Origin of the sequence: Pseudoalteromonas rhizosphaerae (assembly GCF_902498845.1) — a bacterium.
GTDB lineage: Bacteria > Pseudomonadota > Gammaproteobacteria > Enterobacterales > Alteromonadaceae > Pseudoalteromonas > Pseudoalteromonas rhizosphaerae.
The window spans coordinates 30955-44408 of the sequence record NZ_CABVLM010000020.1 but is presented as its reverse complement, the minus strand read 5'-3'; the positions used below and the strand labels follow the sequence as shown (position 1 = coordinate 44408).

At 41.8% G+C, this 13454-nt stretch carries 8 protein-coding genes; 7 read left to right on the top strand and 1 reads right to left on the bottom strand.

From position 1 onward, the window contains the following. Positions 1-99: 99 nt before the first annotated feature. The 7 genes from PSR9079_RS21645 (at position 100) to nagP (ending at position 10686) form a co-directional block, all read left to right on the top strand. Positions 100-2733: a TonB-dependent receptor gene (locus tag PSR9079_RS21645; protein ID WP_246175637.1), complete on the top strand. Its 2634-nt coding sequence runs from the start codon at positions 100-102 to the stop codon at positions 2731-2733. Positions 2734-2769: 36 nt separating this feature from the next. Continuing rightward, positions 2770-4278: a tryptophan halogenase family protein gene (locus tag PSR9079_RS21640; RefSeq protein ID WP_149983219.1), complete on the top strand. Its 1509-nt coding sequence runs from the start codon at positions 2770-2772 to the stop codon at positions 4276-4278. Positions 4279-4462: 184 nt separating this feature from the next. Further along, entirely contained in the window at positions 4463-5722 is a 1260-nt protein-coding gene (locus tag PSR9079_RS21635) for an MFS transporter (RefSeq protein WP_149983218.1), read from the top strand. 17 nt (positions 5723-5739) lie between these two features. Further along, positions 5740-6618 (top strand): ROK family protein, encoded by an 879-nt coding sequence (locus PSR9079_RS21630; protein WP_149983217.1) that lies wholly within the window; start codon positions 5740-5742, stop codon positions 6616-6618. Beyond that, entirely contained in the window at positions 6611-8905 is a 2295-nt protein-coding gene (locus PSR9079_RS21625) for a family 20 glycosylhydrolase (RefSeq protein WP_246175636.1), read from the top strand. The genes PSR9079_RS21630 and PSR9079_RS21625 overlap by 8 nt, the downstream gene beginning before the upstream one ends. Beyond that, on the top strand, positions 8895-9176 hold the full coding sequence (locus PSR9079_RS24095) for a chitobiase/beta-hexosaminidase C-terminal domain-containing protein (protein WP_246175634.1): 282 nt from the start codon (positions 8895-8897) through the stop codon (positions 9174-9176). Before PSR9079_RS21625 ends, PSR9079_RS24095 begins: the two co-directional genes overlap by 11 nt. A 208-nt stretch (positions 9177-9384) precedes the next feature. Beyond that, a complete protein-coding gene (nagP, locus tag PSR9079_RS21620) occupies positions 9385-10686 on the top strand; it encodes an N-acetylglucosamine MFS transporter NagP (protein WP_145241873.1) in 1302 nt (433 codons plus the stop codon). A 576-nt stretch (positions 10687-11262) separates the two neighbouring features. Here nagP and PSR9079_RS21615 read toward each other — a convergent pair. Continuing rightward, positions 11263-13413, bottom strand: a complete 2151-nt coding sequence (locus PSR9079_RS21615) for a TonB-dependent receptor family protein (protein ID WP_149983216.1) — start codon at positions 13411-13413, stop codon at positions 11263-11265. Positions 13414-13454: the final 41 nt, after the last annotated feature.

Here is a 13454-nt window from a genome sequence, read left to right as displayed (position 1 = left end):
ATAGGAAAGTACCGGATAAGGTGTCAATTGTACTGCTTAACACGAATCCGGCGCGATACCCTAGTAACGCTTTCAATAACAATAAATAGGGGACTAGGAATGAAAAACATTAACAAAGCATCGCTTAAATTATCTACATTGGCGATATGTATCTCAGCACTATACGTCAGTCCAATGGCATTAGCTGCAGCTCAAACTCAAGCAGACAGTGATCTAGAAACCATTGAAGTGCGTGGCATTCGTCGCTCTTTAGAAGCGTCAATGAACACTAAGCGTTTTGCAGATGGAGTGGTAGATGCCATTACCGCAGAAGATATTGGTAAATTTCCGGATAAAAACATTGGTGATGCACTACAACGTATTTCAGGAGTGACGGTTGACCGCCAATATGGTGAGGTAAATGGCGTAACTATTCGTGGTACTGCACCAGAGCAATCAAGAATATTACTCAATGGCCAAACAGTAGCAAGCACCTCATGGTACGATTTAGGCCCAGCGACACGTACTTTTAATATGGAATTGTTATCAGCAGAGCAAGTGTCGGGTGTGCAAGTATATAAAACACCGGAAGCAGATATCGAAGAAGGAGCACTGGGAGGAACCGTTAACTTAACGACTCGTAAACCTCTGGAGTTAGATGCAAATACGCTACTACTCTCTGCAGAGTTGGCACAAAGTTCATTGTATGATGAGACTGATCCTGGTGCATCAATTCTTGCTAGTTGGAAAAATGAAGATGAAAAATTTGGTATTTTAGCTGCGTATTCTTATGAACAATTAACTTCAGGGCGCCATGTACTTGAGTCTATTGGCGGCTACTATGAGTACTTTGCAGAAAACCAAGCAACAGGACAAGAATCGACAGTCGGTGCATGGAGTTTAGGTTCGCAAGCATTTAAGTCTGAGCGTGAACGGACCAGCGCGCAATTAACCGCGCAGTTTGCACCAACCGATAATATGGAGTTTGTGCTTGATTATTTTCGTTTTGAATTTGATAACCCGCATGTAAACCATAACTTTCTGACGGTTGGCGCCCGTGGTGCGGGTTCTACTAATGTAACCAACAATGCATTAGGCGGTACCGAGCAAGCAACTATATTACCTGCATATGCTTCTATTATTTATAATCCAGTAGTGCGTAATGCCGTTAATATGAAAGCTGATGTACTAAACCTAACTGGTAAGTTTCAAGGTGATGGCTTTGAACTCAGTGGTGTAATTGGAAAATCAACATCAGATGGCGGCACGCAATTTGGCGCATCTTCATGGTGGATCCCAGCCTTAGATGAAGGAGGTAAAATAGGTGATCCTGCATTTCCTAATGGACAAAACAGCACTGATGGTGGTTTTACTTATGATGCTACGGGTCCTTATCAAGTTTGGCTAACTTCGCTAGATGCTACCGATGCAACGCAATTTAAACATGCGCAAGAAGCAAATTTTGATACCACAGTGCAAGAGCATGATGTGAGTTATGCTCAAGCTGATGTTAAATTTGAGTTAGATGGTAATTTCTTTACTGCAATCAAGACCGGCATTAAATTTAATAGTAGCGAATTTTCGCGCATTGCATTTAACCGTAATCCAGACGAAGTACTTGGTTTTGTTCCCGATGGTAATTTATCAAATTGGAGTGATGGCGTATTAACTGGGCTGCATTCACAAAGCTCTGGTCATACGCTTGATGCATATGCCTCACTTGATACAGATAAATGGTGGGATTTCATTAGCGGTAAATATGCAGCTGGCGAACTGACCGAAGTCGCTAACTTAGGTAATACTTTTTCAGTGGATGAAGATATGATCGCCATTTACGCGAAGGCTGATTTTAGTGGCGAAAACTACCGAGGTAATATTGGTTTACGTTACGTTGAGACTGAGCAAACATCGAGCGGCTACGCCGACGGCGCGGTTTTCAAAGAGACGGTCGATTATAATAACTTACTCCCTAGCGTAAACTTTGCTTATGATTTATCGGATGACATTATTATTCGCGCGGCAGCATCACAAGTTATGTCTCGCGCAAACTACAGTGATTTAAAACCCGGCTTAGCAATTAATGCCAATTTTGGTAGCGCCACAGGGGGAAATCCTGATCTAAAACCCTATGAAGCTAACCAGGGCGATATTGCTATAGAGTATTACTTTACAAGCGCTTCTATGGCATCAGCAGGATTTTTCAGCAAACAAATTGATAACGTTGTTTTTTCGACTGAAGCGGTTGAATTTGTAGATGGCTGTGGCGCCAGTCCAGATCTATATGAGCAATGCCGTGTTACTCGTCCTCGTAGTAACGGCGAAGGCTCTGTAAATGGTATTGAACTGCAACTACAGCATAGCTTTGCTAACGGTTTTGGGGGGGTGACTAACTATACGTACGTAGACAGTGAAACAACCACGCCAGATGGCTCAAAAGAAATGGTACCAGGTGTTTCTGAAAACAGTTTTAATGCATCAGTGTTCTTTGAGAACGATATTATCAGCACTCGTTTAGCATATAACTGGCGCAGTGAATGGATTGGTGTTGGTGCAGCCCAAGCAGTTAAAAACGATAACTATCAACAAATTGATGCGTCAATCATCTGGCATGCCATGGAAAACTTAGATGTTAGCCTTGAAGGCGTTAACTTAACCAACGAAGTGGTGCAATCGTACGATACTAACTTTGCTTTAACGCAAAATACTATCGAGTTTGGTTCACGTTATTACCTTGGTGTAAGTTATAAATTCTAATGGAGATAGGCCGCCACTTGGCGGCCTTTTTTAGTTATGGCTATCATAAATAAATTAGTAATTTTAGGCGGTGGTAGTGCGGGTTGGATGTGCGCTGCGTATTTATCAAAGCAGCATCCTGAATTAGCTATTAGTGTTATTGAATCGAGTAAAATTGGCAGTATTGGCGTTGGTGAAGGTTCAACACCACACTTAAAAAACTTCATGGATTCACTCGGTATTAGTGAACAACAATGGATGCCCAAGTGCGATGCAAGCTACAAAGCAGGCATTTACTTTAATAATTGGAATGGCGATGAACGTTGTTATTTCCATCCATTTTATAGCGACATGGATGAAAAAACTGCCGAAGTTTATTTTGTAAACGCTAATGCCCGAAGGCGCGGTAATGGCGATTGGCAAGCCCCAGATGAGTATTTTTTAACAGGCCATATCGCAAAACAAAATTTAAGTCCAAAAGTGCATACACCTATGCTCAAAGAGCAAACTTATGGTTATCATTTTGATGCCATAAAATTAGCGGGTGTGCTAAAAGCCTATGCACAAGAGAATGGGGTTGAACACATTGATGGTGAGTTTAGCCACGCGCATATAAACAACAATGGCAATGTAGCTGATATTACGCTGGTTGATGGACGACAAATTAATGGCGACATGTTTATCGATGCCAGTGGTTTTAATGCACTGTTAATTGAGCAAACACTGGGTACACCTTTTAATTCATTTGCTGATGAACTACTTAACGACCGTGCTGTAGCCGTGGCGACGCCAATTTCTAGCGATGCTGTGATGCCATGTGCCACTCAATCTACGGCGTTAAGTGCCGGTTGGTGTTGGCAAATTCCGCTCACTTGCCGTATCGGTAATGGCTATGTATATAGCTCAAAACATATCACTGATGAGCAAGCCCAGTATGAGCTTGCCCTGCAATTAAACATAAATCCACAAAATAGCGCGTTTCGGCATTTAAAAATGAAAGTCGGCTGTATGCAGTCTGCATGGCAAAGCAATGTCATGGCTATAGGGTTGGCGCAGAGCTTTATTGAGCCCATCGAAGCGACATCTTTGATGGTTACTCAACATAGTATTAAGTTATTTAGCCAAGCCTTAACAAAGCTAAAAAACAACGAGCAGTCATTAAAAGTAGCTGAACACGTCAATCAACAACTCCATCAATTAGTGTATGGCATTAAAGATTATGTGGTTGCGCATTATGCAACTAGCTTACGCACCGACAGTGAATACTGGCTTACAGCAAAGCAACTGAATCACAGCTCTAGTGCTTTAAAGTCTTTACTAAAAGCATGGCTTAATGGCGATGATTTTGATGCGTATTTGTCAAAGCTTACCCAACAGCAAGTTTATTTTAGACCTAGTTGGTATTGCTTACTTGGTGGCATGGACTACCAAAGATCGCGGTGCCAGCAGTCATTTGAACCCGCTTGCGCTGCAATTTGTAATGGCGCAAAAATGTATTTGCATGAACTGTGTAATAAGCATTGTAAACCACATGCAGAGCAACTACGTGCAATGAAGACTGCATAAAGTGAGTTGAAAAGTATCAACAAGCCGTAGAGTAGTGCCGCATAACTCATTTTATGATGGCAGACTTAGCTAATTAAGAGTGGTGATTAATTATTCCCTTGAATCATTTTGTTTGTATGCCCACGAACAGATGGCTATCACCACTCTATTTATTTTTAGAATGAGACTTTCAGGTAGAACAATTATGAAAAGAAATTATTTGATAGTGCTACTAGTACTAGTTACCTTTTTTGTTATTTCATTTATAACGAACTTATTAGCGCCGATATTTCCGGCTCTGATCCAAAGCTATAATATAGGCTTAACCCTTGCTGGTTTTTTCCCATTTGCATTTTTTATCGCGTATGGAGTTATGTCGATCCCTGCAGGGTTGTTGGTGCAAAGCTTAGGTGAAAAAAAGGTCATGCTTATAGCATTCTCACTGGCATTATTTGGCAGTGTGTTATTTGTTAGCTTGCCGATTTTTGCTGTTGCAATGTCAGCATTATTTTTTATCGGGACCGCCATGGCTCTATTGCAAGTGGCAATTAATCCGTTACTTAGAGCCAGTGGTGGCTCTAAACATTTTGCGGTTTTTTCGGTCGCAGCCCAGTTAATGTTTGGTGGTGCAGCGACCTTATCACCGCTGGTATATAGCGCGCTTGTTAAAGCAGATTCACAAGCACAGAGCCAAAACTGGTTATTGCAATTAGTACCCGCCGATATGACTTGGCTAAGTATGTACTTATTATTTGCACTGTTATGCACAGTGATGTTGGTGGTTATTAGCGTGTTACCGATAAAACACAACACCCAAGCAGAAAATCCGCAACAAGGCAGTATCAAACAAAGCTTACAATTATTTAAAGACCCCACCGTGATCAAGTTCTTTTTTGCCATCGTGGCTTATGTGGCGCTTGAGCAAGGAGTGGCTAATTCAATTTCAGTATTTTTACAAACCTATCACCAACTTGACCCAAATACAGGCGGAGCACAGATAGTGAGTCAGTTTTGGCTATCACTGACATTAGGCTGCTTATTGGGCATCGTGCTGTTAAAACTCTTTGATGCTAAACATGTGTTACTTACTTTTAGTGTTGGTGCGGTGGTTAGTCTATTTACCGCATTATTTGCACATACTGAGCTGGCATTATGGGCGTTTCCTGCGGTTGGGTTTTTCTTATCAATTATGTGGTCGGTGATATTTTCGTTGGCATTAAACTCAGTTGCAAAAGGGCATGGCACTGTATCTGGTATTTTATGCACAGGGATTGTCGGCGGTGCATTTGCCTCGCCTATTATTGGTGCGGTGAGTGAGCTTACAGGTAGCTTACAAATATCACTATTACTGCTGTTAATGCCGCTTGGTTATATTTTTAGTGTCGGTATTTGGGCTAACCCACTGGTTGCTAATCACACGCTTAAAAGTAATCCACAGACAGCAAAGCTTGCTGAAAGTAACTAATGACAAAAGAGGTTGTAATGTCACAAACTTTATTATGTGTTGACCTTGGTGGCACCAAAGCGCTGGTCGCAAAAGTAACCGCAACAGGTGTAATAGAAAAACGCTATTTTGATGTGGACGGCTCAGCAAGTAAGCAGCAAACAAACGACTTTTTATGTCGAATCATCAAGCAAGTGGTTGACAATACTTGCATTGGTATCGTCGTAGGTGTACCTAGCATGGTGCTGATGGAAACTGGCGAAGTGATCGAAACGGTTAATATCCCCAATTGGAAAAATGTGCAGTTAAAGCAGCTATTAAGCACACATTTTAAACTGCCCATACGGGTGCATAATGATGCAAATTGTTTTGCTATGGGAGAATTCACTCAAGGTAATTTTAAATCAGATACGAATTTAATTGGCATTTGCCTAGGCACTGGACTTGGCGCCGGGCTGGTGCTTAATGGTCGATTATATACGGGTAAGCACTCAGCCGCAGGAGAGTTTGGCAGTTTTAGTTATTTACAAGGGATTATTGAGCACTTTACCTCTGGGCAGTTTTTTATTAATCAAGGTACAACGGGCAAGCAAGCTTACCAAGAGGCATTGGCAAATGACGCACACGCACAACGTTTATTTGATGAGTTTGGCAAGCATCTCGCTCATGCAATAAACCATGTGATACTCGCGTTTGACCCTGACGTTATTGTACTAGGAGGCTCTGTTGCACAATCATCAGCGTGCTTTTTACCTAGTTTGCATATTCAGTTAGCTAAGTTAGTTAACCCAGTTATTTTGCAGTCGTTAGATATTCGTATTAGTGAGCTTGGCGACGATGCTCCATTATTTGGCAGCCATGCGTTATTTATAAACGACATGGCTTATGAGCAATCGTTGGGAGCTAGTTATGCGTAGAATTATATTATTGGTGCTTGCCATATGTTCGGCTGCAGTTTTTGCTAAAGCACCATCGCAGACTGAGTTAGATACCCTCGCGCAGCAGTTATTGGTAAAATATGAGTTACTTTCGGCAAAGCCCGATACTTGCCCTGCACCTCATCAAAAGCAGTGTTACTTATCGCGTTTGACGTTCAGCACACCTTTTGATGCAAACAGTCAACAGTGGTCAATTTATTTTAGTCAGCTAATGCCAATTTATAGCACTGACTCGTCGCAGTTTACCATTACGCATATCAATGGCGATTTACACCAAATAAAGCCCTCCTCGGCATTTGCCGGATTTAAAGAAAATACGCCGATAAGTATAGAGTTTTATAGTCAAGAATCGCAAATTACTCGCGCTGAGTTTATGCCTAATTACATATTGGCAAGTGCGGGTTTAACAAGCCGGGTTATTAACAGTACTAAAACCGCGATTGATCCTGACACTAAGCTAGAGTTACAACCATATTTAGCACCATTTTTAACCTATGAACAACTACAAACGAGTAACGACGATGCGACACCATCGATGGATGCGGAGTATTTATATGAAAGTGAGTCTCGGCCTATATTAAATACGCCACCGCTGAGTTTGATCCCAAAGCCGGTCGCTTTAACTTTATTATCAGGTGAGGCTGTAGATTTAAGCCAAGGCTTAAATCTACAGCTAGCGAATGATATTGATCAAGTACAACTTACAGCGGCAATAGCACGCTTAGCACGTTTTGGTATTAAGCAGCATAGCCAAGGGATTAAAACCACGCTCAAGTTAGATTTAGCAGCTGATAACCCAGAGGCTTACACGTTAAAAATTCAACATGAGCAAATAACGATTAGCGCAACGAGTTCTGCAGGGATATTTTATGCGTTGCAGAGCATCGCAGGGTTAGTCAGCCTTGATAATTTAACTATCCCAGCACTTAATATTACTGATGCGCCGCGTTATGAATTTAGAGGCATGCACATTGATGTAGCACGCAATTTTCGTTCAAAAACATTTATTTTAAATACCATAGAGCAAATGGCCGCCTATAAGCTTAATAAATTACACTTACATTTAGCGGATGATGAAGGCTGGCGATTGGCTATTAACGACTTACCAGAGCTTACGGAAGTCGGTGCCAAGCGTTGCTTAGATTTAACCGAACAGCGTTGTTTGTTACCACAGCTAGGCGCAGGACTTGATAGTCAATCAGCGGTAAATGGTTACTACAGCCAGAATGACTACATTGAAATATTAAAATATGCTCAAGCGCACTTTATTGAAGTGATCCCATCACTTGATATGCCAGGGCATTCGCGCGCGGCAATTGTTGCAATGGAGGCAAGGTTTAACCGTTTAATAGGCCAAGGCAAAAGCGAACAGGCGCTACAGTATCGTTTAGTCGAACCCGCTGATAAAACTCAGTACAGTTCAATCCAGCATTATCAAGATAACACCTTAAATGTTTGTTTAGAATCGACTTATCAATTTATCGATAAAGTGCTCGATGAAGTAAACGCATTACATGTGCAAGCCGGTGTGCCTCTTAAAACTTACCATATTGGCGCCGATGAGACGGCTGGTGCGTGGGTTGACTCTCCAAGCTGTCGGCGTTTGCAAAACCAACAACCGGCGCTGCATTCATTTAATGGCTATTTTATTGAAAAAGTCAGTGGCATGGTCGCTAAAAAAGGCTTTAAAGTGGCCGGATGGAGCGACGGTATGAACGACGTTACGCTAAAGAGCATGCCAGCAAATGTGCAGTCAAATGCGTGGGCAACGCTGAGCGATGGTGGGCATAAGGTTGCGCATCGTCATGCTAACCAAGGCTGGGATGTGGTGTTATCAAGCCCGGATGTAACTTATTTTGACTTCCCATATCAGTCGCATCCGCAAGAGCCGGGGAATCACTGGGCGAGTCGCGCGATTGACAGTAAAAAAGTGTTTGAGTTTATGCCGGATAATTTACCTGCGCATGCTGAAATTTGGCGCTCGGTAAACAATCATCATTACAGTGCTGATGATCGTAAAACGATGCGCACAAAACCTTTTATTGGTTTGCAAGGGCATTTATGGTCAGAGCTCATTCGCAGTGACAGGCAAGCTGAGTACATGTTATATCCACGGTTATTAGCGCTTGCAGAGCGAGCTTGGCATAAAGCGCCATGGGAATTAGATTATAACCGGCAAGGTACTAAGTATGATCAAAATACAGGCCATTTTAATACAACGCTTAAGCAACAAAAAGCAGCTGATTGGCAGCTGATTGGCAGCTGATTGGCAGCGTTTTGCGGCGTTAGTTGGCTTTAAAGAATTTGCAAAGCTAGAGCAAGCAGGGCGCTTTTATCGTTTACCTAGCGTAGCTGCACAACAACAAAGTGAAGGCTTAGATGCATTTACTTTGTATCCGGGGATTGTCATCGAATATCAAAATAGTCTTGGCAATTGGCTCATTTATGATGATGAAAATAAAGCCACTAATGTAAAGCAAGTTCGTACGCTTTCTCAAAGAGGTATCCGTAAAGGGCGATCATTGGCGGTGAAATAAAAGCCTTTTAAGCGTTGCTTATTATAAAGCCTTATAACAAACAGGGTCGATTTTTTGCTTTTTAAAAATGATAGCGCTGTCATTTTTGTTGGTGTATGATTAATTTAATGTAATAAAAATGATTTTAGGATTGCAGCGCCTTGGTTTATAGAGCTTTCACGGCGTAATGCTAAAATAATTAATTAAAATAAACTGTTGAGATAAATTTATGGAAGCAACTGTCGAGTGTGAAGCAAACACTAAACATAGTATTTGGCTGCCAATGACATTGGCAGGATCAATGTTTTTCATTCTAGGTTGTATAACCTGGCTAAATGGCGCTATTACACCGTTTTTACAGCAAATGTTGGTGTTATCGCCACTGCAAGCCTCGTTTATTATTTCCTCATTTTATATTGCCGTAACAGTCGCTGGCATCCCATCTGCAATGCTTATTAAGCGTGTAGGTTACAAAAATGGTATGGCAATTGGCTGTGCAGTAATGGCTGCGTCAGCCTTGATGTATATTCCTGCCGCTAAAATGCAGATGATTGAAATATTTTTATTCGCACAGCTAATGATAGGTGTTGGGCAAACAATCCTACAAACAGCGGTAAATCCGTATGTTGTTAAAATGGGATCTGAAAAATCAGCGGCAGTTCGTGTATGTATTATGGGCTTACTGAATAAATTTGCTGGGGTTATCGTGCCTGTTATTTTTGCTGCCGTTGTTGTCAGCGGTGTAGTCGCTGATGGTGAGCAATTATCACAACAGCAAAAAGATGCGATGGCGAATAGTCTTATTTTACCTTATATGGCAATTGCAGGTTTGATCTTTGCGTTTGCAGCATTTGCTAAATTTTCATCGCTACCTGATTTGGTTTTTGAAGAGTCTGAAGGTAATGGTAAAGGCGAAGTAAAAGAAGCACTAAAACATCCTCACCTAGTGCTGGGTGTAATTGGTATTGCCTTATATGTTGCTGTTGAAGTGATTGCCGCAGATACCATTGGCTCTTACGCATTACAGATTGGGATTGCCGATTACTCAGTGATGACCTCATACACCATGGCGTGCATGTTGGTTGGTTATGCCATTGGTATTGCACTTATTCCCCGTTTTATGTCGCAGCAAAATGCGCTCGTTATGTCTGGGCTTGCAGGTATTGTAACTGTACTTGCAGTAATAATGGGAAGTAACGACTCATTTATTCTTGCTAACATATTATTAGTACCATTTGGTGGCCCTGAGCTGCCAGATCCATTGTTATGTATTGCCCTACTTGGTTTTGCCAATGCCATGGTGTGGCCGGCAATATGGCCGTTAGCATTAACTGGCTTAGGTCGTTTAACTGGCACTGCATCCGGTTTACTTATTATGGGTATTGCAGGTGGTGCATTAGGCCCATTACTGATTGGTTTAGGTAACGTAGCAGGCTTAGGTGCGCAAGGTGCTTACGCCTTGATGATCCCAAGTTACTTATTCATCTTATTCTATGCGCTTAAAGGCCATAAAATGAGAAGTTGGAAGTAGAACAAAGTTGGCGAGTTAGCGAGAGTAAAGTTAGCGAGATTAAAGCTAGCTAGTTAAGAGAGTTTGTAAGTGACCAAGAGCGCGGTTAATACCGCGCTTTTTTATGGCCGTAGGTTCGGCTTTAGCCGAAAAATCACTGAGGTTTGAGCTTACTAATCTGTTTTATTTAAGCGCTATTTTCGTGATAAATCACGGCCTACAATTGGCTCGGTGTTTACCTGTAGGTTCGGCTTTAGCCGAAAAAGCACCGCAGTTTTGGGGTACAGGTGGCTTTAATATAAGCCCCATTTTCGTGATAAATCACGACCTACAATTAGCTCGGTGTTTATCTGTAGGTTCGGCTTTAGCCGAAAAATCACTGCGGTTTGAGCTTACTCATCTGTTTTATTAAAGCGCCATTTTTGTGATTAATCACCACCAATAATAAAGCCGTGCTTGATTTATCAAACACGGCTTTTATAATTTTTTAGCCTTTAGCCTTTAGCCTTTAGCCTTTAGCCTTTAGCCTTTAGCCTTTAGCCTTTAGCCTTTAGCCTTTAGCCTTTAGCCTTTAGCCTTTAGCCTTTAGCTTTTAGCCTAAAACGCGTAGCTGTAACCCATTTGGATTGTGCGTGGTTTACCTGGTTGAATACCACCGTTGGCGCGGTTAGCGATGTAAGTGTTATCAAACAAGTTATCAACCGTTAGATATACTTTTTGATTGTCATCAATTAAATATTTAGCGGCTAAATCCCACACAACACGGCTGTCGATTGCATTCAAGCCGTCAGCACTTAAATCAGTATGTGCGTCAGATACATAACGCACTTGCGTATCAAATGCAAAGCTTGAAAGCACGGCACCAAATGAAAGAGCGATTTGATTCTCTGGAACGTAAGGCATTGCATCGCCTTTATTTACTTGCCCCCAGATATCTGATGCAAAATCATTTTTAAACTGTGAATCCGTATAAGTGTAAGTTAAGCGTACAGGGAATGTTGCGCTATTAGTTTCGAAAATACGACCTGCAGAGAACTCAAAGCCCGATACTTCTACTTCGCCGTAGTTGTATTGGTCGCCAATGTTCTCATCACTACAGCCTACAGATGCAGTACAATTTCCATGCATATTGCTGTAATCAGAGAAGAATGCAATGATTTCACCATTAAAACCAGCAACGTTATAACGGCCACCAAACTCAATGTTTACGCTTTCCTCTTCTTCTTGGTCAGCATTACCTGGTGCAGCAGGAGCGTAACCTTGCTGAATACCTGCAAGTAGCGTTAGGCTGTCGCTTACGGTGTAAGTTGCACCCAGTGATGGCACTAAGATTTGTGTATCGTTTGAAACGTCTTTAGTTAAGCCATTTTCACGTTTAGGATCAGACTTTGACCACTCTACGCGGGTAATTGTGATGTCTTCATAACGAAGGCCTGCATTAAGCACTAATGCATCGATTGACCACTGGTCTTGAATGAATAACGTTGTTGCTTTTGCACTATCTACACGATTGCTGTCAGAACCCGGAACGCCCTGAGACGTTAAGGTCATACTTAAATCTTGATTAAGTGTGTATTTGTCTTCCCACTGAAAACGATCCATTTCGTCTTCGTGGTAGCGTACGCCAACAGTCACATAGTGATCGCCCGCAGGAATGTGCAACTCTGATTGCACACCTTTGGCTTGGTAGTCGCGGTTATTTGCTTTAATACCAATGCCTTCAATACCTTCAGCTGTTGGTGCCGCTTCAAATTCACTGTACTGTGCTAAATAGCTTTCACTTACTTTGCTCGCTTTGTACCAATTACGATGAAAATCATTGAGGTAAGCTGTCGCTAATAACTCATAACCATCACCAAAACGATAAGCATAATTTAATTGGTATGCATTATGTTGCGTGTTCATTTGGTCTTTTTGTGATGCGGCATAACGACGGTTTGGTGACGCTTTATAATCTTCTTCTGTTAAACCCATGTAAGTTTCATCAGATTGTTCATCAGAGTACTTAATTTTCATCTCTAGGTTATGCGCGTTGTTTTCACCAAACTTATAACCAAATTTAAGTAGAACGTCGTTCTTTTCAAAGCCTGTGTTGTCGCTACCTACAGGTAATTCTTTAAAGCCATCTGCACCATAGCTGAAAACTTCAATAAGGCCGGCTGCGTTGTTTTTTTCTTTACCGAAGTAAGCATGGCCCTTATAAAAACCATCGCTACCGAGTTCGGCGTTTACTAAACCCGTTGAACCTTCGGTCGGTAAGCTGCGCGAAAGTAAGTTTAAAACACCACCGGTAGTGCGTGGGCCATACTTAACAGAGGCTGCGCCTTTTAATACTTCAATCGACTCCATACGGCCCATAGTAGGGAAGTAGTAAGCCGATGGCGCTGAGTAAGGAGCGGGTGCTACGAGAACGCCATCTTCCATTACAGATATTTTATCGTTACGGCCAGTGCCTGTGCCGCGCATACCAATGTTAGGGCGCAGGCCATAACCATCTTCTTCTTGCACGTAAACACCTGGTACAGATGCTAAAACACGAGAAATATCGGTAAATTCGAATTTTTGTAATTGTTCGTCTGAGATAAATGTAGCAGAGCCCGGAATATCGTTAATAGCAGCTTGCGAGCCAATTACGGTAATTTGCTCAAAATTCTTTTTTTTATTTGTTGCATCATTTGCAACGGCATTAGCGCTTAATGATAAAGCAATAGCCATCGAAAGTGTTGAAACAATAAGCTTAGGAGGCATTATAGATCCTGTATGTGTCTAATTTTAACTAGCGCAATTTA

What these genes read in the sequence shown, in the direction of transcription:
- PSR9079_RS21645 (WP_246175637.1), top strand. Translation starts at nt 100, where the DNA reads ATGAAAAACATTAACAAAGCATCGCTTAAATTATCTACATTGGCGATA.
- PSR9079_RS21640 (WP_149983219.1), top strand. Translation starts at nt 2,770, where the DNA reads ATGGCTATCATAAATAAATTAGTAATTTTAGGCGGTGGTAGTGCGGGT.
- PSR9079_RS21635 (WP_149983218.1), top strand. Translation starts at nt 4,463, where the DNA reads ATGAAAAGAAATTATTTGATAGTGCTACTAGTACTAGTTACCTTTTTT.
- PSR9079_RS21630 (WP_149983217.1), top strand. Translation starts at nt 5,740, where the DNA reads ATGTCACAAACTTTATTATGTGTTGACCTTGGTGGCACCAAAGCGCTG.
- PSR9079_RS21625 (WP_246175636.1), top strand. Translation starts at nt 6,611, where the DNA reads ATGCGTAGAATTATATTATTGGTGCTTGCCATATGTTCGGCTGCAGTT.
- nagP (WP_145241873.1), top strand. Translation starts at nt 9,385, where the DNA reads ATGGAAGCAACTGTCGAGTGTGAAGCAAACACTAAACATAGTATTTGG.
- PSR9079_RS21615 (WP_149983216.1), bottom strand. Translation starts at nt 13,413, where the DNA reads ATGCCTCCTAAGCTTATTGTTTCAACACTTTCGATGGCTATTGCTTTA.